General features: G+C 65.1%; 21 protein-coding genes. 10 read left to right on the top strand and 11 right to left on the bottom strand.

The features are described 5' to 3' along the window. Positions 1-116: 116 nt before the first annotated feature. Positions 117-734, bottom strand: coding sequence for an HAD-IA family hydrolase (locus ENHY17A_RS00470; RefSeq protein ID WP_159709270.1), 618 nt, complete (start codon positions 732-734; stop codon positions 117-119). Positions 735-884: 150 nt separating this feature from the next. Next, positions 885-1010, bottom strand: coding sequence for a type B 50S ribosomal protein L36 (gene ykgO / locus ENHY17A_RS00465; RefSeq protein WP_055755695.1), 126 nt, complete (start codon positions 1008-1010; stop codon positions 885-887). A 185-nt stretch (positions 1011-1195) separates the two neighbouring features. Here ykgO and ENHY17A_RS00460 point away from each other — a divergent pair, with 185 nt between their 5' ends. The 4 genes from ENHY17A_RS00460 to gpmA are packed head-to-tail and all read left to right on the top strand — an operon-like array spanning position 1196 to position 4102. After that, positions 1196-1801 carry a DUF4136 domain-containing protein gene (locus ENHY17A_RS00460; RefSeq protein WP_159709269.1) on the top strand — a complete coding sequence of 202 codons (606 nt, stop codon included), beginning with the start codon at positions 1196-1198 and terminating at the stop codon, positions 1799-1801. Continuing rightward, positions 1798-2916 carry a M14 family metallopeptidase gene (locus ENHY17A_RS00455; protein WP_159709268.1) on the top strand — a complete coding sequence of 373 codons (1119 nt, stop codon included), beginning with the start codon at positions 1798-1800 and terminating at the stop codon, positions 2914-2916. The genes ENHY17A_RS00460 and ENHY17A_RS00455 overlap by 4 nt, the downstream gene beginning before the upstream one ends. Next, positions 2913-3374 carry a GNAT family N-acetyltransferase gene (locus ENHY17A_RS00450; RefSeq protein ID WP_236547671.1) on the top strand — a complete coding sequence of 154 codons (462 nt, stop codon included), beginning with the start codon at positions 2913-2915 and terminating at the stop codon, positions 3372-3374. The genes ENHY17A_RS00455 and ENHY17A_RS00450 overlap by 4 nt, the downstream gene beginning before the upstream one ends. A gap of 41 nt (positions 3375-3415) precedes the next feature. Continuing rightward, positions 3416-4102, top strand: coding sequence for a 2,3-diphosphoglycerate-dependent phosphoglycerate mutase (gpmA, locus tag ENHY17A_RS00445; RefSeq protein ID WP_159709267.1), 687 nt, complete (start codon positions 3416-3418; stop codon positions 4100-4102). A 159-nt stretch (positions 4103-4261) separates the two neighbouring features. Here the strand turns inward: gpmA and ENHY17A_RS00440 are convergent, their stop codons facing one another. From ENHY17A_RS00440 to ENHY17A_RS00425, 4 genes are all read right to left on the bottom strand, one after another. Beyond that, positions 4262-4621 carry a TFIIB-type zinc ribbon-containing protein gene (locus tag ENHY17A_RS00440; protein WP_159709266.1) on the bottom strand — a complete coding sequence of 120 codons (360 nt, stop codon included), beginning with the start codon at positions 4619-4621 and terminating at the stop codon, positions 4262-4264. 49 nt (positions 4622-4670) lie between these two features. Next, positions 4671-8834 carry a translocation/assembly module TamB domain-containing protein gene (locus ENHY17A_RS00435; RefSeq protein ID WP_328799116.1) on the bottom strand — a complete coding sequence of 1388 codons (4164 nt, stop codon included), beginning with the start codon at positions 8832-8834 and terminating at the stop codon, positions 4671-4673. After that, the gene (locus ENHY17A_RS00430; RefSeq protein ID WP_236547670.1) at positions 8831-10843 is read right to left on the bottom strand and encodes an autotransporter assembly complex protein TamA; all 2013 of its coding nucleotides are present in this window, start codon (positions 10841-10843) and stop codon (positions 8831-8833) included. The genes ENHY17A_RS00435 and ENHY17A_RS00430 overlap by 4 nt, the downstream gene beginning before the upstream one ends. Positions 10844-10911: 68 nt before the next feature. After that, complete coding sequence (locus ENHY17A_RS00425) at positions 10912-11124, bottom strand: hypothetical protein (RefSeq protein ID WP_159709265.1); 213 nt, start codon at positions 11122-11124, stop codon at positions 10912-10914. A gap of 151 nt (positions 11125-11275) precedes the next feature. On the opposite strand from ENHY17A_RS00425, the gene ENHY17A_RS00420 reads away from it, so the two are divergent. Then, positions 11276-11467, top strand: a complete 192-nt coding sequence (locus ENHY17A_RS00420) for a hypothetical protein (protein ID WP_159709264.1) — start codon at positions 11276-11278, stop codon at positions 11465-11467. Between the two features lie 147 nt (positions 11468-11614). On the opposite strand, the gene ENHY17A_RS00415 is transcribed toward ENHY17A_RS00420, so the two are convergent. Further along, positions 11615-12271 carry a S24 family peptidase gene (locus ENHY17A_RS00415; protein ID WP_236547669.1) on the bottom strand — a complete coding sequence of 219 codons (657 nt, stop codon included), beginning with the start codon at positions 12269-12271 and terminating at the stop codon, positions 11615-11617. A 78-nt stretch (positions 12272-12349) separates the two neighbouring features. Between ENHY17A_RS00415 and ENHY17A_RS00410 the strand changes: the two genes are divergently transcribed. Both ENHY17A_RS00410 and ENHY17A_RS00405 read left to right on the top strand, forming a co-directional pair. Then, positions 12350-12526 (top strand): hypothetical protein, encoded by a 177-nt coding sequence (locus tag ENHY17A_RS00410; protein WP_201296320.1) that lies wholly within the window; start codon positions 12350-12352, stop codon positions 12524-12526. Beyond that, on the top strand, positions 12523-12837 hold the full coding sequence (locus tag ENHY17A_RS00405; protein ID WP_201296319.1) for a hypothetical protein: 315 nt from the start codon (positions 12523-12525) through the stop codon (positions 12835-12837). Before ENHY17A_RS00410 ends, ENHY17A_RS00405 begins: the two co-directional genes overlap by 4 nt. A 108-nt stretch (positions 12838-12945) precedes the next feature. Here the strand turns inward: ENHY17A_RS00405 and ENHY17A_RS00400 are convergent, their stop codons facing one another. Both ENHY17A_RS00400 and ENHY17A_RS00395 read right to left on the bottom strand, forming a co-directional pair. Continuing rightward, positions 12946-13743, bottom strand: coding sequence for a hypothetical protein (locus tag ENHY17A_RS00400; RefSeq protein ID WP_159709263.1), 798 nt, complete (start codon positions 13741-13743; stop codon positions 12946-12948). Further along, positions 13716-14957 carry a TIGR04063 family PEP-CTERM/XrtA system glycosyltransferase gene (locus ENHY17A_RS00395; protein WP_159709262.1) on the bottom strand — a complete coding sequence of 414 codons (1242 nt, stop codon included), beginning with the start codon at positions 14955-14957 and terminating at the stop codon, positions 13716-13718. Before ENHY17A_RS00395 ends, ENHY17A_RS00400 begins: the two co-directional genes overlap by 28 nt. 92 nt (positions 14958-15049) lie before the next feature. Here ENHY17A_RS00395 and ENHY17A_RS14795 point away from each other — a divergent pair, with 92 nt between their 5' ends. Genes ENHY17A_RS14795 through ENHY17A_RS00385 form a run of 3 tightly spaced genes read left to right on the top strand, consistent with a single transcriptional unit; the run spans position 15050 to position 18278 of the window. Beyond that, positions 15050-15184, top strand: coding sequence for a hypothetical protein (locus ENHY17A_RS14795; protein WP_268893981.1), 135 nt, complete (start codon positions 15050-15052; stop codon positions 15182-15184). Then, positions 15177-16538: a putative O-glycosylation ligase, exosortase A system-associated gene (locus ENHY17A_RS00390; RefSeq protein ID WP_159709261.1), complete on the top strand. Its 1362-nt coding sequence runs from the start codon at positions 15177-15179 to the stop codon at positions 16536-16538. Before ENHY17A_RS14795 ends, ENHY17A_RS00390 begins: the two co-directional genes overlap by 8 nt. 3 nt (positions 16539-16541) lie before the next feature. Then, positions 16542-18278: a hypothetical protein gene (locus tag ENHY17A_RS00385; RefSeq protein ID WP_159709260.1), complete on the top strand. Its 1737-nt coding sequence runs from the start codon at positions 16542-16544 to the stop codon at positions 18276-18278. Positions 18279-18377: 99 nt separating this feature from the next. Here the strand turns inward: ENHY17A_RS00385 and ENHY17A_RS00380 are convergent, their stop codons facing one another. Then, entirely contained in the window at positions 18378-19316 is a 939-nt protein-coding gene (locus ENHY17A_RS00380) for a right-handed parallel beta-helix repeat-containing protein (RefSeq protein ID WP_159709259.1), read from the bottom strand. A 288-nt stretch (positions 19317-19604) separates the two neighbouring features. After that, on the bottom strand, positions 19605-20183 hold the full coding sequence (locus tag ENHY17A_RS00375) for a type 1 glutamine amidotransferase domain-containing protein (RefSeq protein ID WP_159709258.1): 579 nt from the start codon (positions 20181-20183) through the stop codon (positions 19605-19607). Between the last annotated feature and the right edge of the window lie 61 nt (positions 20184-20244).

The following is a 20244-nucleotide window of genomic DNA, read 5'->3' as shown; positions in this document are numbered from 1 at the left end:
CATCCACCATCCCCGTTCGTTTCGAGCGAAGTCGAGAAAAGTGTTTCGAGTACCAAGCTCACGTTTCTCGACTTCGCTCGAAACGAATGGGGGAGGAAGGGATTGGGAGTGAAGCTCTAAAGCAGCCCCACCCGCACCAGCTCCAACCGGAAACTGGCCGCATCGGTGAACAGCACCGCATGGATGCCCATTGCCGCTGCCGCATCGACATTCGCCGCATTGTCGTCGATAAACAACGCCTCTTGCGCCCGTAGCCCGAACCGGTCGAGCGCCAGCGCATAGATGGCCGGATCGGGCTTCACCAACCGCTCGTCCCCCGACACGACGATGTCGCGAAACCGGTCGAACAACTCGGCATATTTCTCGCGAAACGGTGGAAAGAATTCGCCCGAGAAATTGGTGATGCAGAACAACGGCACGCCCGCCGCATCCAGTTCCTCGACGATGGCGTGCATACCGGCAACCGCGCCGGGGATCGTCTCGTCGAACCGTGCACCCCAAGCCTCGATCAGGTCGCGGTGGTGCGGATGCTCGGCGATCAGCTCGGCAGAGGTTTCCGCGAACGGCCGCCCCGCGTCATGCTGGAAATGCCATTCCTGTGTCACGACATCGCGCAGAAACGCATCAAGCGCCCGATCATCGCTGATCAGGCGCTCGTAAAGGAACCGCGGGTCCCAATCGAACAACACCCGCCCCACATCGAAAATGACGGCGTTAGGGTGTTTGTCGCTCATCGACACAAACCTGATCGGTTGAGATTCGGTTCAGGGCGCGGCGAAAAAGGTAGTTGCCGAGAACCGGAGCGGAGTGTGCTTACGGCACATGAGCACCGGAAGCGCAGGCGACTGCCCTTTGCAGCCCGCTCTGGACCGAAGACCGATCGATCAGCCCTGGCGGGCTTTGAAGCGGCGATTGGTCTTGTTGATGACGTAGATGCGGCCACGACGACGGATCACGCGGTTGTCCCGGTGGCGATCCTTGAGCGACTTCAGGGAATTGACGATCTTCATGACCGATTCGTTTCTCAAATGCTGAATGACAGGGGAATTTCGAGGCGCCCGCCTACGGTCGTACCCCGCCAAAGTCAAGGCGCGCGCATGGCAATTCCCCGCACGACCTGAACCGCGGACACCCCTCGACATCCCATGCGTTGATGGGCGATGAAGCGTTGGTACCCGCGACGGGAGTTCGCACAATGAAGCGTATCGCAAAGCCCCTTTTGATCGCCGCGCTCGCGCTCGGCACCTCGGCCTGCATGACGACGCCGCGCGCGGGGCCGACCGACGTCACTCGCTATCATCTGGGCAGCGAGCAAATCCGCCCCGGCAGCTTCACGGTCGAACCGCTCAGCACGACGGGCACGATGAGCCTGGAATATCGCAGCTACGGCGATGCGGTCGCGGCGGAATTGACCCGGCTGGGCTACACCCGCGTCGGCGAAGGGCTGCAATCCAATTACGTCGCGCAAGTATCGTTTCGCCGCGCGCCTGCAGGCGTCATCCGCCAGCTATCGCCCTTTTCGATCGGACTGGGCGGCGGCAGCTTCGGGCGCAACGTCGGCGTCGGTGGCGGGGTGAACCTGCCGATTGGCGGAGGCGGCTTGCGCGAAGTCACCGCGTCCGAACTCGCGGTCCAGCTTCGCCGCCGCAGCGATTCGACCGTGGTCTGGGAAGGCCGTGCCGTCGCCCAGTCTGTAGCGGGCACGCCCGATGCCGCGAACGAAGTCATGTCGGCAAAGCTGGCCTCGGCTTTGTTCAGGGGCTTTCCGGGCGAGTCAGGGATCACTATCACGGTCAAATGACCATCCAAATCACGTCCGCTTTCGATAGCGGCAACATCCGCCTGGTCGGCCATGACGGCGACCGAATCGACCTGGAAATCATCGCCGACCACCAGTCGGATTTTTTCCAGTGGTTCCATTTCCGCGTTGCCGGGGCGCGCGGAAGGACGCTGACGCTGCGCATCATGAATGCGGGCCAGTCGGCCTATGCGTTCGGCTGGCCCAATTACCGGACGCGCGTCTCCACCGATCGCCAGGCGTGGCGGACCACCGATACCCATTACGCCGATGGCGTGCTGACCTTCACCTATACGTTCGAAGGCGACGCGGCATGGTTCGCCTATTTCGCGCCCTATTCGATGGAGCGGCATCACGATCTGATCGCGCGAATCGCCGGGCTTCCGGGCGTGCGCCATCGCCAGCTCGGCCAGACGCTCGACGGCCAGCCGCTCGACATGCTGACGATTGGAGAGGGGCCGAAATCGGTCTGGCTCTATGCCCGCCAGCATCCGGGCGAGAGCATGGCCGAATGGTGGGCCGAGGGCGCGCTCGAATGGCTGACCGATGCGGGCAATGCCAAGGCGAAGGCGTTGTTGGCCAAGGCGACCGTCCATGTCGTCCCCAACATGAACCCCGACGGATCGCGGCGCGGGCATCTGCGCACCAATGCCGCAGGTGTGAACCTCAACCGCGAATGGCACGCGCCGACGATGGAGCAATCGCCCGAGGTATTTCTTGTCAAAGCCGCGATGGACGAAACCGGCGTTGATTTCGCGATGGATGTACACGGCGACGAAGCGATCCCCGCCAACTTCCTTGCCGGGTTCGAAGGCATCCCGTCCTGGACCGACGAACTCGGCCAGAAATTCTATGATTTCGGCACCGCGCTTGAAGCCGAAACGCCCGATTTCCAGACCGAAAAGGGCTATGAGAAATCGAAGCCGGGGCAGGCGAACCTGTCGATGTCGACCAATCAAGTCGCCGAACGCTTCGGCGCGGTTTCGATGACGCTGGAAATGCCGTTCAAGGATCACGATCCCAATGCGGACGCGGAATATGCGTGGTCGCCCGAACGATCGAAGAAGCTGGCGCATAGCTGCCTCAATGTTCTGAGCGACCGGATCGACCTGATTTGATCGACATTCGCGAAGGGGGGCTCGAATTGCCCGCCGTCCAGGCGATGTTGCGCGCGCATCTCGACCAGATGCACGCGAATTCCCCGCGCGAAAGCGTTCACGCGCTCGATCTGACGGGGTTGAGCGGACCGGACGTCCGCTTCTGGACCGCGTGGTGTGGCCACGAGTTGATGGGCTGCGGCGCGCTCAGGACGCTCGACCCTGAACATGGCGAGATCAAATCGATGCGGACCCTGCCCGACCATCTGCGCTCCGGCGTCGGTGCGGCGATCGTCGGCCATATCCTGACCGCCGCCCGTGCGGCAGGAATGACGCGGCTAAGCCTGGAGACCGGCAGCGGCGACGCGTTCGAACCCGCCCACGCACTCTACCGCCGGTTCGGCTTCACCCCCTGCGACGCGTTCGGCGATTACCGCGAAGGCGATCCGTTCAGCCGCTTCATGTCGCGCGCGCTTTAGGCTAGGCCGCGCACGACACCCAATTCACAACGGGAGGCCCCATGCCCACGCTCGTCCTGATCCGCCACGGCCAGTCGGCCTGGAATCTCGAAAATCGCTTCACCGGCTGGTGGGACGTCGACCTGACCGATCAGGGTGTACGCGAAGCAACCGAAGCAGGCGAGTTGATGCGCGATAAGGGGCTGGATTTCGACCTGACCTTCACCAGTTTCCAGACGCGTGCGATCAAGACGCTGAATCTGGCGCTGGAGGCGATGGGCCGCCTATGGCTGCCGACGGTCAAGGACTGGCGGCTGAACGAGCGGCATTATGGCGGGCTGACCGGCCTCGACAAGGCGGAGACCGCGGCGCGCCACGGCGACGAGCAGGTGCATCTGTGGCGCCGCAGTTTCGACATCCCGCCACCGCTGCCCGAGGAAGGGAGCCCTTGGGATCTGGCCAAGGACTTGCGGTACAAGGGCGTACCCATTCCCCAGACCGAGAGCCTGAAGGACACGATCGACCGCGTGCTTCCTTACTGGGAAAGCGCCATCGTCCCCGAGTTGAAGGCGGGCAAGCGCGTGCTGATTTCCGCGCACGGCAATTCGCTGCGCGCGTTGGTCAAGCATTTGTCGGGCATTTCGGAAGCCGATATCGCGAGCCTGGAAATCCCGACGGGCAAACCGATCGTCTACGAACTGGACGACGCGCTGAACGCGACCGACCGCTATTATCTGCACGAGCGTTGAGGGGCGACGGTCGCTCGCCTCCCTACCCACTTATCCTGAGTAGCCATTGAGCGAAGTCGAAATGGCGTATCGAAGGACGGCCATTTGGAACGATCCTTCGATACGGGCCTTCGACTTCGCTCAGTCCCTACTCAGGACAAACGGTTTTCCGGCCGCGCCTCAATCGAACAAATTCTCCAGAAACGATTTCTGACGCTTCTTGCCGTGATAGCGCGGGTCGTAGCCGCGCTGGTCGCGGTATTTGTCGTCGCGATATCCGCCGCCACCAGCCCACGGGTTGGGCGCTTGCGGCGGATAGGGTTGTTGCGGCGGGTAATTGGGTTGGGGCGCGGGTTGCGGCGCGGCCGGAGCCTCGGGCGCTTCGCTGCGTTCGATAATCTTGTCGAGTTCGCCGCGGTCCAGCCATACGCCGCGGCACGACGGACAATAATCGATCTCGATCCCAGATCGCTCGCTCATCGCAAGGCCGGTCTTGCAGACGGGGCAGAGCATTCCGGCAACGGCTTCGGGCGAACGCATTATTTTCTCCTGTGATTGTCCCCCCAACCTAGGGTCGCGCGGTGGACAATCAATAATCGCGCGAGATGCGGACGTTCGCGCTTTGCCGTCCGATTGTCGAAATAGTCGACAGCAGCGACAGCCAGCGGGTGATGCGGAATTCGGCACGGGTCGCGGAATAGCCCTGACCGTCGCTGATGATCTCCACGTAAATGCGCCGCGTGATGAACTTGCCCGCCGCAACCGCCGTGCCCTGCCCCGTCTGCGGATCGGCGGCGATGATGCGAAGGCGGTCGAGTCCCGCCGCGCGGCGTAGCGCATTCAGGGGGTTGAGGTCGCCCGACCCGTCCTGAAGCGCCGCCACCGCCGCGGCCAATTGCAAGGCTTCGGGCGCGGACAGGTTGGTGATTGAGGTGCCGAACAGCAGCCGTGACAGCAATTCGTCCTCGGGCAATGCGGGGATCGATGAAAAGCCGATTTGCGGGCGCTCGGCATTGCCAGTGACCCGGATCTGCGCGTTGATTCCTTGTTCGTCGGCATTGGCGGCGATATCCAGGCTGGGATTGGCAGGCACCGACCCGTCAAAGCGGATGACGCCGCGCTCCAGTTCGAAATCGCGGCCCGCAAACTCGTAGTCGCCCTGGATCAGGTCGGCCTGGCCGCGCAATTGCGGATTGGTCGGCTCACCCGCGATTTCCAGGTTCGCAGACCATTCGCTGTCAAGACCAAGGCCAGTGACGATCATGTTGCCGGGCGCGCGCGCCTTGATCGCCATGCGCCACGGCACGGCTTGTGCCATCGGCACTTCGTCGAGATCACCGCGATTGATCTGGCGGATGTTGAGGCGCGGCAACGGCGTGGCTGCGACCGCACGGCCCAGGCGGTAGCGGCTGGCATTGACCACCACATCGCCCGAAATCAACCCGCCCGCGCCGTCCGACCGGAAGCGCAAGGGGCCGGTGACCGTCGCGCCGATATCGTCGCGGTTGATGAGTTCGGCGTTGTTCGCCTGAACCTGCAAATCCAAGCCGAAGCCACGCACCGCCGCCAGATCGAACAGCCCGGTGCCGGTGACGGTCCCGCTAGCCCGGTCACGCGCGCTGAACTGGTCGATGCGCAACCGCGATCCATTGAAGCGGCCGGTCGCACGAATGTCGCGCAGGTCGGTGCCGGTCGTGGCACTCTGGATGCGCGCGCCGTTGGTGCGCAGCGATCCGCGGATTTGGGGATCGGCCAGCCGCCCGCGCACGTCCGCCGCCACCGCGATCGGGCCGGTCAGATCGAACAATTCGACCCCCGTCAACCGCCACAACGTGTCGCCCGGCCCCTCGTAGCGAAGCTGACCGAACAGCGGCGCGTTGACGATACGCTGCACCGGATTGCCGCCTGCCAGCGGGCGCAACTGCATCTGCGCGCGGCCGACGGTCTTGCCGTCGCTCGCCGCCACGATCCGCGCGCCAAGACTATCGCGCCCGAGCACCGCGGCGATACCCAGATCGACCGGGCGCGACGACAGCACCAGCCCCGATCGCGAAAGCCCGCGGACCGTCATGTTCATCCGCCCCGTCGGCGCGCCATCCCCGCGATCGACATAGCTGAGCGTGCCCGATGCCGCGCCGCCCAGCCCCAGCCCCGGATAACCGATGTCGAGCACCGCCAGCGGCATCCGCGTCAGCCCCAGTTCGATCGCGTTTTCGCTATCGGTAAAGGTGCCGCCGACGCGCGCTTCGCCGCCGGCAAAGGTCAGCCGTGTGGGTGCGAGCCGCCAGCCATCGCCTTCGCGCGTCAGGACTGCGGGTTCCACCAGTCGCAGCGGACGATTGTCGAGCGTGCCCTGCCCATTCACGCGAACCTGCGTGTCGGAAAATTGCGTTACGGTCTGGATGTCGAACGCACGACCCTGATTGCCCGCAATGCTCGCCTTTACCTCGCCCTCGCCGCCGCGAAGTTGGGCGTTGGCGGCGAGCCGCGAGATGCTGAGCGCACCGCGCTGGAATCCCCGCGCCTGAACGGTCGCGTCGATCGTCGTGCCTTCGGGATCGAGCACCACCGCAAATTGCGCGCGCCCGCGCTGAACGCGCATGTCGGGACCGAGTTGGGCGTTGCGCGCCTCCACCGTGCCGTCGATCCGCTGCAAACCGTTCTCTGGGCGGAAATCGAGCTTGCCGTCCAGCCCGCCGCCATTGAACGCCATCGCGCCCAGGAACCCGCCCTCGACGATATCGAGCATACCGTTCGCGCGTGTGCCGCTGACGTCCAGCCGCGCGATCTGGATGCGGGCGGTGCCGCCCGCCGGCAACAGGATCGCGCCTTCGCCGTCGAAGGCGCCGAGCAACGACTGGCCCTGCGCGGTAAAGGCATAGCCGCCCGCATTGGGCCGCAGTTGCGCGGTGACGTCGCGCAACCCCATCGCATCATTGGGCGCGGCGAAGCGCAGGTTGAGCGCAGGACGGCTGATATTGCCGTCGAGTTCGAGCGTAACCGGGCCGTAGCTGCGCTGCTGCCCTGATCCTTCGAACCGGAACGTCCCGTCGCGGCGGCGGAAACCGTGGCCGCGCAGGGTCAGGTCGGGCGACGTCAGCACCAGGTTGCGGAAATAAAGCACCCCGTCCGGCCCGCGCTCCAGCCCCGTGGTAATGCGCGGCAAGCCGCCGGTGAGCGAGCGGAAGAAGGCATTGTCGAGCCGCACGACCTGCGCCGCACCGGTGCCGATCACGCGCGTACCGCGCCCGCCGGGGCCGGGTACGACGCGCAAGCGAGACTGGATGTCGACCACGCCCAGGCCGGGGATCAGATAGCGTTGCAACCCGCCGGTCAGCCCGACTTCATACCGGCCGGTGCGCAGATCGAGCATCAGGCTGATCTGTCCCGACAACCGGTCGGAGGTCAGGCGCAGATTGTCGCCAATGATGAGTGTCGGCGTAATCCGTAGCGGCCCGCTCACGGTCAGGTTGCGCAAGATGCCGCCCGCCACGTCGCCGACACCGGTGACCCGCGCGGCGGTGAAGCGCACCGGCACCGTCACGGGCGCTGGCGACAACCGCCCGCGACCCGATGCGCGTGCGACCTCGAACCCGGTTTGGTCGAACGCGAAGCGATCGGCGGTCAGGCGGTAATCGTAGCGCGCGGTCGAAAACGCGCCGTCGAGGATCACCCGTGCCTCGACATTGCGACCGGTCATGTTAGGGAACAACGCCTGCGGCTGGAGCAGCCGCGCGCGCACTCGCATCGAGCGGTATGCCGAGCGCGCGAGATCGACCACGCCCTCCGCCTCGATCGCGACGCTGCGCGAACGGATCGACAAATTGCCGTCGAGCTGGCGGTTGACGAGCGTCCCCGCACCGGTGATCGCCACGCTGGGCGCGGTCAGCCGCTGGACCTTGCCCTGCGTCAGCGTGCCCAGCGCCAGCGTTCCGCCCAGCGAATAATTGCCGCTGGTATGACCCAGCTTCAGATCGACGACGCGGACGCCATTTGCTTCTGCCAGTGCGATCCCGGTCCAGCGTTTCCAGTCGCCCTCGCCGTCGATGCGCAATTGCAGCGGCTGGGCGATGCCCGAGAGGCGCGCCAGCACGCCGTCGGCGCGTCCGCGTGCCTGGACATCGACATCGAAGCGCCGTTCGGATTCGGCGATGTCCACCTTGGCACGCAGCACATCGCTGCCCTCGACCAATGCCACCAGATCGACCATCGCCCGACCAGCGCGAATGTCGGCGCTGCCCGCGATCCGGCCTGTCTTCGCGACCCCCGTCACCGCAGGGCCGATGTCGATCCGGTCGACGCGCAGCGAACCGATGCGAATGTCGAAGCCGGGAAGGATCGGGCCGGTGCGCCCGGTGGGCTGCAGCGCAGGCAACCGGCTGAGCGTTGCGCGCGGGACGTGGAGTTGCTCGATCGACAACCGGTTACTCAGCCAGGCGAAGGGCCGCCAGTCGAGCGTGGCCTCCGGCGCGCGGAAAAATTCACCCTGACCATCGGCCAGCGCCACATCGACCAGACGCGCTTCCGAAAAGATCGAGCCTTCGATCCGCCCGATTCGGTAGCGCAGGCCGTTGGCGGGCTCCATCGCCGCGATGCGATCGACGATCCAGCGGTGGCCGATGCTCGAATCCAGCACCATCAGTGCCGCCCCAAGCAGGCCGAGCACCAGCGCCAGGCTGCCGATAATCCGACGCGGCCAGGGATTGCGACGTGTTTGGACCTCAATCGCCACAGGCGTCTCGACGTCGCTCAAAACGCCTGTCCGAGCGAGACGTAGACGGCGATGCGCGGATCACCTTCCTGCGGGTTAAGCGGGGTTCCGACATCGACGCGGATCGGGCCAAAGTTCGAATAATAACGAACACCCAGTCCTGCGCCGTAGCGGAAGCCCGACAGGCGCGGCAGCGGGTCGGTGTAGATGTTGCCGCCGTCAAGGAAGGGCACGACGCCGAAATTGCCGAACGCCTTCACCCGCGCCTCAAGCGAGAACTCGGTCAGCGACCGTCCGCCGATCGGATCGTTGTTGGCGTCGCGCGGTCCGATCCGCTGGAAGCCGTAACCGCGCACCGATGCGCCGCCGCCTGCATAGAAACGCCGCGACGGCGCGATGGCGTCGCGTGGTGCGCCCGCGATCGTGCCCGCACGCACCCGGCCCGCGATCACCACCCGGTCGTTGACGGGGTAATAGCCGCTGGCATCGATCTGAACCCGCGCATAGCCGAACGTCGCGCCCGACAGCGAAACCTCTGGCGAGAAACGCCCGCCCAGCCGGAAGCCGCGGGTGGGATTGAGCAGATCATCCGAGCCGTCATAGTTGAGGCTCGTCGGCAGCGCGCCGATGAAATAGGTTCGCCGCCGCGCCTCCCCGGTATCGACGATCACGTCGCGCTCGTCGGTCGCGACGAGTTCCGCGCCCAGCGACCAGGTCCAGGTTTTCTGAAAAAAGATGTTGGTCTGACGCTCCAGTGAACCTGAAATCGACACGGTATCCGCTTCGTACGCATCGCGTTCGAGATGCGCGGCGGTGATCTGGCCGGTCAGCACGCGGTCGCGTCCATGGAAATTGCTGCGACGGAAAATGATGCCCGCCAGTTGCTCCTTGGTCCCCAGCACGCCGCGCAGCGTCAGCGCGCCTTCGGGCGGGAACAGGTTGCGATGCGTCCAACTCACCTCCGCGCGCGCGCCTTCGCCGGTACCGTAGCCCAGTTCGCCCGCGATGGTGCGCGGCGGTGCGGGCTCCAGCGCGACCTGGATATCGACGGTGCCAGGCTCCGCCCCCTCGACCGGCTCGGCGCGGACCGAGGACACCAGCCCGGTCTGGACGATCGCCCGGCGCAGATCGTCGAGCGCCGCTTCGTTGTAGAGATCGCCCGGTGAAAAGCGCGCGAGATCGGCGACGTGATCGGCGCCGAACACCCGGTCATTATCCTTCAGGATGCGCCCGAAGCGCCGCTCGCCGCCCGGATCGACCTGAACCAGCAAGGTCGCGGTTTGCGTCGCATGATCGATCACGACTTCGCTGGGACGGATTTCGGCAAAGGGAAAGCCTTCGCGCCCGATATTGGTGCGCAGCCGCTCCTCGGCCGCGGCGACTTCGTCGGCGTTGAACGGCGTGTCGGGGGCGATCCCGTAAATGTTGCGCAAGCTTTCGGTGCGCGCGCCCGCCGCTTCCAGTCCCGGCAATTCGACCGCGGCGATGCGATATTGCTCTCCGGCACGCACATCGAGCGTGACGATCAGCCGCTCGCCTTCGGTGGCAACAGAGGTGCCGATGCGCGCGGCGTAATAGCCCTCCGCTTCCAGCAGCGTCCCCAACAGATCGGCGTCCTCACGCGCGCGGCGGTCGATCTGGGCGGCGTTGGCGGGCTCGTCCTCATTGGCGCGCAGCACGGACAATTCGTTGAATCGCTGGCGCAGCAGGTCGCCGCCCACCCCGTCGATGCCGGTGATCCGGTAATTGGAGCGATATTCGCTCTGCGCGCTGGCGGTTGCGGCGGGGGTATCGAGCGGCTGGCCCGCTTCGTCGGTGACGACTGCCTGTTCCTCAGGCAACGGCGTGCCGAGATCGGGCCAGTCAACGCCGATATCGGGAAGCGGCGCGAGCGGAGTATTCGGGTCAAGGCCGCTGTCGTCCTGCGTCGCTTCGTCCGCAACGATGGGCGGCGGCACATCCTGCGCCCAGACGGGCACGGCAGCACAAGTGACGGAGAAAACCGCGGCGCAACGCAGATACATTGTGGCCCGGCCGGGGTGGCGCGACATGATGCCGTCCTAGCGGAGCTTAACCTTCACGCCAATCGCCGAATTTCAGGGGCTTTCGCCGCGCTCGATCAGTGTATCGTGCCCACCGCACCGTCCGCCGACAGCACGTCGATCAGCCGTTCGACTTGACGCCAGCGCGCGAAATGGATGTGGTTGCCGAGCGTGCGGCTGCGCGCAGCACGCTCGGACGCTTCCAGCCCCGCCTCGGCGCCGAATTGTTCGATCAAAAGCGCCGCATCGGACACCATCGATCGATCGGGAAGATAGGGCAATCGGGGCATAGGTGCGGGTGCGATCCTGTTGATGCGTCGGCGGCAGGATGTTGCCATAGCCTGCAAGTCTTTGCCGCCCGGTGTCGCGACAAGGTTAAGATCGCGTTTGCCTTTTCCGCCGCGACTGGCGCGACCGTCGCGCACATGGCATGGGGCGGCGATGGACCAGCCCCGCCCACCCGCTCGCAAGCCCAATGCCGCCGCTGGAGGCGCACCGATCGCGATCACCACGCTGATCGGTGCGATTTGGGGCGTTTCGCGCGGTCAACCGACGATCGGCGTGCTGGTCGGGCTGGGCGTGGGCATCGCGATTGCGGTTGCGATCTGGCTGGTGAGCGCACGGCGGGGCTGACCATGAGCGGACGTGCGAATGCAAGCGCACACGATGGTAATGTCCTTCGCTAAACCCGTTTGTTTCGAGCGAAGTCGAGAAACGATCACAAGCGCCTAGCTCACGTTTCTCGACTTCGCTCGAAACAAACGGATGCTGGGGGGCTACTCATAACCCCGCCAAACTCCGTCCGATCCACACCACGCGCCCGATTACCTCCACCGTATCGCCCTCAAGGACCACGGTCGCGTAATCGCGGTTATCGCTTACAACCTCCACCTCGCGGCCAATCGTGCGTAGCCGCTTGACCCCCAGCATCCCGTCGAGCCGGATCGCATAAACGCCGCCGCGCGGCGCAATACTGCGGCGGGCGTGATCGACCAGCATGGTGTCGCCGTCGATCAAGGTCGGCAGCATCGAATCACCCTTCACCTCGATTAGCGACGCTGCATCGCGCCGCACCCCCAAGCCTGCAAGGAACCGCGCGTCGAACCGGAACGGCAAGGCGCGTTGTTCTTCCCCGACAAGCGTGCCCGGCCCTGCCGACGCCGCGAGCGCATAGCGCGGCACCGCGATGCTGTCGTCGCTTGCTGTTTCGACCCCGCCCAGCGCCGCATCGCTGACCCGCAGGAACTTGGCGAGCAGCCGCCGGTCGCCCTCGGCCAGCAATCGCGGCGTGCCGCGCGTTAGATATTGCTGAAGATAGGCCGCGTTGCGCTTCAACAGCCGCTCGGACAGCCACGACAGGCTGGTGCCGTCACGCTCGATCGCGTCCCTCAACGCCGCCCGCTGATCCTGTCCATCCATATACGATCCATAGCCCAAGGATTTTTCCTAGACAAGTAGGATTTGAGAACAAACAATGAACTAACAATCGACGAATCAGTCAGGAGGGCCGACGCCATGCACCTGCTCAGCAGGATCAATCACCATCTCCGCGCGACGGGGATGCCGGAGACCAAATTCGGGCGGCTCGCGGTCCATGATCCGCGTTTCGTGTCCGACCTGCGCAACGGACGCCAGCCGCGCGACGCGACCGTCGCACGAGTCGAACGCTATATTGCCGAGGCGCAGCGATGAGCCGGGGACCGGATGCCGCGACCTTGCTGGTCCGGGCGCTGAATCGTGCGGCATCGTCGGCTGGGCTGACGCTTGCGGTGCGCTCCAGCGATTGGCAGCGCTGGGCAAGTGCGACCTTTGCAGGCGCGCGACACGAACTGCTCTTGGAATTGCCCGACATCGAAGCGGCGGCAAGGTGGCTCGCCGCGTTACCCGAGGCAGATATCCCGATCCGCGGTCATCTGGTTGCCGACGCGATCGTCCTGCGCACGCATGGCGAAGGGGACATGCTGGTGGTGGCGATCGAAGTCCTCACCGTGGAGGATGGCTGATCCACCCCCAACACCGTATGTTTCGAGCGAAGTCGAGAAACGCTAGTCCTGCGCTTGGCTGCCGTTTCTCGACTTCGCTCGAAACAAGCGGGGGGAGCAGCTAACCGCTCATCCCGCCGCCGCGAGCCTACGCAGCGAATCGATCGCGATCGAAAGTCTGGTGTCGCCCTGATCGACGCGAATGGTGTCATCGGTCGCGCGGCGCGAAATTCCGGCCTCCAGCCGTTCGAGCAATGCGGGCACAGAAATTTCGCGGTCGAACGCGGGTTGCGGTGCGCGCGGGGTCGAGGTCGCCACCGGCGGGTTCAGGGCAAAGGTGTCGAACCGCTCGCCCACATCGAACACCGCCGGGCGCGGCAATGGCGCAGGCGCGGCAACCGCATAATCCGGTTCGCCCTCATTCGGCAGCGGCTGGGGTGGATGCGATTCGATGAATGCCAGGGGGTCGAATTCCGCCAGCGGCGTATCCAGATCCTGGGGCAAGGGCCGTTCTTCCTCTGCCCCCACCGACATCATCGGCGCGCCCAGTTCGCGCGTGGCGATTACCGGGGGGCGTGGCGGCGCGTCGGGGTGCGAATCGGCGCGGCGCACGATCGGCGTCGCTTCGAACCCTTCCCCGCGGCGTCGGCCGAACGATAGGGTGCGATTCCCAACGATCCGGCCCACGACCAGCAGGACCAGCGCACCGGCCCCGACCGATCCCCCGAAGCACAGCAATGCGCGTGCGGTGGCACCCAGTGGCGGTTCGGCAGCCCCCAACAGTCCGGGCAATCCGCTGGCCACGACCAGCGATTCGATCAGTGATAACGGCGCGAGCGCAAAGGCGAGCGCCGCGAGCAGCGCTGATGCGCCCCCTGCGGCCCCGGCAATGGGAAGGTTCAGGCGTTGGCGGGTGTACGCGACCATTTTACATCCGTTTGCTTCGCTGCGATCAGCCTTTGGTAAACGGGTTCGTATCCTAAAATGTTTGACGACCAGTTACGTTCGGCCTCGACATGAGCGCGTGCGCGCGCTCGCATTGCATCCCACCCCTCGCGATGAGCGAACAGAGCGCCGAGCGACGCCGCAATCGCGACGGGATCGTCGGGCGCGAACAGCGTGCCGGTATCGCCGTCGCAGATCAGTTCGCGGTGGCCGCCCACGTCCGACGCCGCGACGATCCGCCCCTGCGCCATCGCCTCCAGCGGCTTGAGCGGGGTGACCAGATCGGTGAGCCGCATGTGCTTTCGCGGATAGGCGAGGATATCGATCAGCCCGTAATAGCGCTCGACCGCCTCGTGCGGCACGCGACCGGTGAAATGGATGCGGTTAGCGACCTGCGAGGCGGCGGCCTGGGCGCGCAACGCCGCATCCCGCGGCCCGCCGCCGACCAGCAGCAAGTGTGCTGCCGGGCGTGCTGCGACCAACGCGGGCATGGCAGCGATCAGATCGTGCAGCCCCTCGTAATCGTAGAAGCTGCCGATAAAGCCGACGACATCGGCCCCCACCAACCCCATTTCGGTGGCAAAGGCTGCGTCATAAGCGGGCGGCGTGCCGAACAGCCCCATATCGACACCGTTGGGCGACACCATGATCTTGGCAGCGGGAATGCCGCGATCGATCAGGTCGCGCTTCAATCCGTCGCAGATCACCGCCAGCGCATCCACGCGGCGCGCGGCGAAGGTCTCTGCGGCGCGAGTCAGGCGATAGCGCGGCGATCCTTCGCGGCCTGTCCCGTTGCCAACGGCGGCGTCTTCCCAGAATGCACGGATTTCATAGAGGACGGGCACGTCCCGTCTGCGACGCGCCAGCAACGCGGCGAGCGCGCACAGGACCGGCGAATGGGCATGGAGCACATCGGGGCGAAACTGGTCGATGGCCGCGACGATCCGCTGCGCAAACGCCGCAATCTCGCGCATCTCGCCCAAGGGCGGCGGTAGCGAAGCCGGTGACGGCGTCCTCAGAAAATCGAGCCCGTCGATCGTCTCACGGCTCAGGTCACCGCGATCAGGATGGCGCGGCCCGGTGACCCCCGCCACGGTCCAGCCATGCGCAATCTGCGCCTTCAGGATCGCGCGCGTGCGAAAGGTATAACCCGAATGCATCGGCAGGCTGTGGTCGAGAACATGGAGAATCCGCATTGCCGCGTTCCTGCCACGCGACTGTTTAACGGCACGTCAACTCCGTCGCGCTAGGGCTGGTCAGGACGGTTCAGGGACGACAGCACGCGCGCATGGTCGACACGATTTCATTGCTGGTCTCGCACGGGCTGCTGATGCTGGCGGCGTGGCGATTGCTGTCACGGCGCGATCTGGATTCAGAAGAACCGCCGGTCCCCGCATTGCGTCGGAAAAAGCCCGATGCGTGACCTGTTCCTGATCGTCTTTCTGGGCGCGCTGTTCCTGCTGGCGGCGCGGCGGCCGTTCCTGTTCGTCCTCACCTATGTCTATATCGACATCGTCTCGCCCCAGCATATCAGCTATTATTTGTTGAACGCGATCCCCGTGTCGATGATCGCGTTCGGGCTGGCGGGGCTGAGCTGGCTGGTGTTCGACGACAAGCGCGACAGCCGCTTCGCGCCGCGACAATTGCTGCTGCTGATGCTGCTCGGCTGGTGCTGGTTCACCACCAGCCGCGCGGATTTTCCGATCGAGGCGGCGTTCAAATGGGACTGGGTGTGGAAGGCGATGGTGTTCGCGATCTTCCTCCCGCTGACGCTCCGCACCAAGCTCCGCATCGAGGCGCTGCTGCTGTTCATCCTGTTGTCGGTCAGCGCGATCGTCATCACCGGCGGGCTGAAGACCGTGCTGTCGGGCGGCGGTTACGGCCAGATGCACCTGCTCGTCTCAAACAATTCCGGCATTTTCGAAAGTTCGATCGCCTCCACCGTCGCCATCGCGATGATCCCGATCATCCTGTGGTTCATGAAATTCGGCACGATCTTTCCGCCCGACTGGCGGGTGAAGGCGTTCGGATCAGCGCTGATTTTTGCCTGCCTCATCCTGCCCATCGGCACCGCCGCGCGTACCGGGCTGATCTGTATCGCCATGTTGGCGGTGCTGAGCCTGCGCGATGCCAAGCGGCGAATGCTCTACATCGGCGGCGCGGTGATGGCGTTGCTGCTGGTGATCCCGTTCCTGCCGTCGGCCTATACCGAGCGCATGGGCACGATCCGCAATTACCAGGCGGATGCCAGCGCCTCGACCCGCATCATGGTGTGGAACTGGACGCTCGATTACGTGAAACAGAAGCCGCTGGGCGGCGGGTTCGACGCCTATCGCCAGAACGAGCTGCGCTATGAAACCACCGCGGTCGTCGGCGTGGGGCCAAACCAGACCGTTCAGCGCCAACTGGTGGTCGATCAGGCACGCGCCTATCACAGCGCCTATTTCGAAATGCTGGGCGAACAGGGCTGGCCGGGGTTGATTCTGTGGCTGGTGATCCACGGGCTCGGATTTCTGAGGATGGAAATCCTGCGCCGCCGCTACCGTACCCCGCGCGAGGGCGATGAATGGATATCCCCGCTCGCCACCGCGCTCCAGCATTGTCATATCATCTACATGGTCGGCGCGCTGTTCGTCGGGATCGCGCTCAATCCGTTCATCTACCTCATCATCGGGGCGCAGATCGGGCTGGACACGTATCTCGGACGGTTGCGCCAAGCGGACGCCAAGGTGCCGTTGCGCGCCAAACGCGCGCCCGTCGCCACCGCGCAGGGCTGAACCGTGGCAGGATTGGTCCTGACGCGCAGCGTCGCGCCCGACGCCGAAGCGATCGTTGCGGCCGCAGAGGCGCGTTTCGCCGCGTCCAGCTTCGATCGGCCGACCGCGCTTTCGCTGCCCGGCTGGGAAGTCCGCCACTGGGCCTATGCCAAGGGCGGTCCCGACACGCTGCTGGTCGACGGCGATGACTTCGCCGCGATCGCGGGCACGATGACCGTCGATGGGCATATGGGCCGGGAAGCGCTCGCCCGGCTGATCGCCATGTTGGCAGACGGGGCAATCGATTGGCAGCGCGTCGCGGGCCAGTTCGTCGCACTGGTGCGCAGCGCAGGGCGAAGCTGGCTGTTCACCGATTTCTTCGCGGCCTTCCAACTGTTTCGCAGCGAAGGCGACCATGTGCTTTCGACTTCGCTGCTGGCCGCGCTCGACGCCCTGCCCCGCGTCCGTTTCGATCCGCAGGGCGTGTATGAATTCGCGTTCAATGTGGTGCCCGTCGGCGACGACACGGTGTTCGAAGAACTGAAATTGCTCGGCCCCGGCACGATGATCGAGCTGGATCAGGGTGGTGCGACGCCACATGCGCTCGACAAGCCGCTTCCCGATCGCATCGACGACCGCCCGCTTGCCGAGCGGCTGGCGGCGCACCGCGATCTGCTGATGCGGACGGTCGACGATCATGTCCGCGCGTTCGGCGACGCCATCCATTGCCCGCTGTCGGGCGGGCTCGACTCGCGCCTGCTGCTCGGTGCGTTCCGGGCGAGCGGGGCGCGCCCGCACGTCTATGTCTATGGCCCCGCGACCAGCGAGGATGTTCAGATCGCGCGCGCCATCGCCGCTGCCGAAGGGTTCCAAATCGAATGGATCGACAAGGAAGCCGCCCCTCTGCCGCCCGACGCCTTTGCCGATCAGGTCGCGGCCAATTTCGCCGGGTTCGACGCGCTGCCGACCTTCGGCAACATTTTCGACAATGGCGGACACCTGGCGGCGCGCGAGCATCGGCATCCGGCAGGCGGGCTCGCGGCATCGGGCGGGTGCGGCGAAGTGTACCGGGACTTCTTCTACATGGCCGATCGCGCGACCACTGCGAGGGCGGTCGCGCGCACATTCTTCGCGCGGTTCGTCGCCAGCGACGCGACCGACGTCTTCGATCCGGCGGCTTTTGTCGCGCGTATCGCGACCAAGCTGGGCGAAGCAGCGGGCGGCGACGACGGTCGGCTGTCGCGCACGCAGGTCGAACAACTCTATCCGCGCATCCGCTGCCGGTCGCTGTTCGGTCGCGAGATCAGTTTGGAATCGCGGCTCGGTGCGTATTTCATGCCCTTTCTCGACCACCGCATCGTTGCCGAGGCACTGACGCTGCCGATGCCGATGAAACAGGCGGGACGGTTCGAGGGCGCGTTGCTGAACGCGATCGACCCCGCGCTGGCGCGTCACCCCTCCACCTACGGGCACAGTTTCGCCGCTGGACCGAACCGGGCGCACCGCTTCGCCGAATGGACGACCCGCATCCGCCCGACGTGGTTGCGGCAGCAAAGCTACGCGCTCCAGCGCCGTCGCGGGGCGATGGGGGACGAGCATGGCGGGTTGCTGGACGCGGATTATATGCGCCGGGTGATCGACCTGGAGTTTCCGGCGATGCGGCGGTTTTTCGATGTGGCAGCGATTTCGGATAGCGCCGTATGGCGAAGGGTGGCGTGTCTGGAATATCTGGCCGGGCGGTTGGGGAGCAAGCTGGGCTAGCGAGTACCCACACCGTGCTCCTGCGAAAGCAGGAGCGTTGGCCACCAGCGTCATCATTTGTTGCCAGGACTCCTGCTTTCGCAGGAGTACGGTTCTGCCTCAGTCCCGATCCTCGTACGGCGTGATGCGGTCGGCCAACTCGTTCCCGCGCATCGTCACCGCTTCTCCCGACCAGTTCCCCACGAAGGTCGTACGATATTCGAACTGGGGCGACAGCCAGGCGCGGTTGTTTTCGATCACCAGCCCGGTGGATGTGTGCTCGACCCCTTCGGGCGCGACGGTGATGAGCGTGCCGTAATTCTGCTTGTTCGGCCCTTGGGCGAAACTGTTGCCTGCAATCCGGCCGCTCGCGCCATTGGGCAGGTCGATCAGGTAATTGGTGTCGTTGCCCTTGGAATCGTCGAAGCTGTTGTCGACGATCTCGACCGTCGCGGCACGGCTTTTCAAATAATGCCCGCCAACCCCGCGTTCGAAGCGCGACCGCGTGACCTTCACCGACCCGTATCCGCCGACATAGACCGAATGCGCGCCGTTGCCGGTGGGATCCTTGCCCAGTCCTGCAAAGGTCGAACGATCGATCGACAGGCTGCCCGAAGGAAATGCCGCCGTCAGGATGCCGCTTTGCGAATCGAGGAACATCGCGTTGGCGACGGCCAGATCGCCTTCCTCCAGCCGGATGCCAGCGCCATTGCCGTCATCGACCGCGAGGCCGGTGAACACCAGCCCCTCGACCCGTGCGCCGTCGCCGCGCAGCACCAGTGTCGCCTTGTCTTCGCACGCCAGCCCCTCGAACACTGACTTGCCCGGCACTTCGGCGACGAACGCGATCGCGCCTTCCTCGACCACCGCGCAATCGCGATACAGGCCGGGGGCGATGCGGATCGTGCCCTGGCGGGCGCCGATCGCATCGACCGCTTCCTGAAGCCGCGCAAAGGACTGGCCGCTTTCCTCGACCGTGAACGGCCGGGGGTTGGACTGGGACAATGCAGGCAGCGCGATCAGCGACGCGGCGAGGATCAGGGGCAGGCGAAGGCGCATGGGACGGGCTTTCGAAGGATGCGGGTTCCGCCATCCTACCCCGCGGATGCGCTGCGATGGCCGACGAAAACCCCGCCCGGATGTACCCTTTCGGGAATCCGGACGGGGTTAAGCATCTTTATTCGCTGTCGCGATGCTTGCCCCTCACCCGTTTGTCCCGAGTAGCCTTCGAGCTTGTCGAGAAGGCGTATCGAGGGAGGGGAGCCATAACACACGCTGTCTCGATACGGGTTCTCGACTTCGCTCGAACCCTACTCGACACCAACGGTTTCGAACGGAAGCGCGTCGTTACGCGTCCTCTTCGACCTCCACACGCTGCTCCGCCAGCGCTTTGATTATCGCGGCATTGAACGCAGGAATATCGTCGGGCTTGCGGCTGGTGATCAAATTCTCGTCCACCACCACTTCCTCGTCCACCACGTCGCCGCCCGCATTGGCCAGGTCGGTGCGCACCGACGGCCAGCTCGTCACGCGCCTGCCATCGACGACATCGGCCTCGACCAGCAGCCAGGGAGCGTGACAGATTGCGGCAACGATCTTGGCGTCGTCCATGAACTCGCCGACGATATCGACCGCGCGTTCGTTCATGCGCAGCTTGTCGGGATTGCCGACTCCGCCGGGCAGGACCAGCGCGTCATATTCGGTGGTCTCGACCTCATCCAGCGTCAGGTCAGGGGTGATGGTCTTGCCCTTTTCGTCGTCATTGATGACGCCCTGGATGGCGTCCTTTTCGATCGAGGCCAGCGTCACTTCGGCGCCCGCATCCAGCAAGGCCTGGCGGGGGTCGAACAGTTCGGATTCCTCGAACCCGTCGGTCGCGAGCATCAGCACTTTGACGCCCGACAGGTCGGTATTGCGATCGGTCATGGGAGGTTCCTTTTCGCTTTGGGAGAAGCAACCCGAACCATCGCCTGCGCCACCGGTTCCC

The organism is Sphingomonas sp. AX6, assembly GCF_902506605.1.
In the GTDB taxonomy this organism is placed as follows: Bacteria; Pseudomonadota; Alphaproteobacteria; order Sphingomonadales; family Sphingomonadaceae; genus Sphingomonas.
The sequence above is the reverse complement of the archived record's forward strand: the minus strand, read 5'-3'. Positions and strand labels throughout refer to the sequence as shown.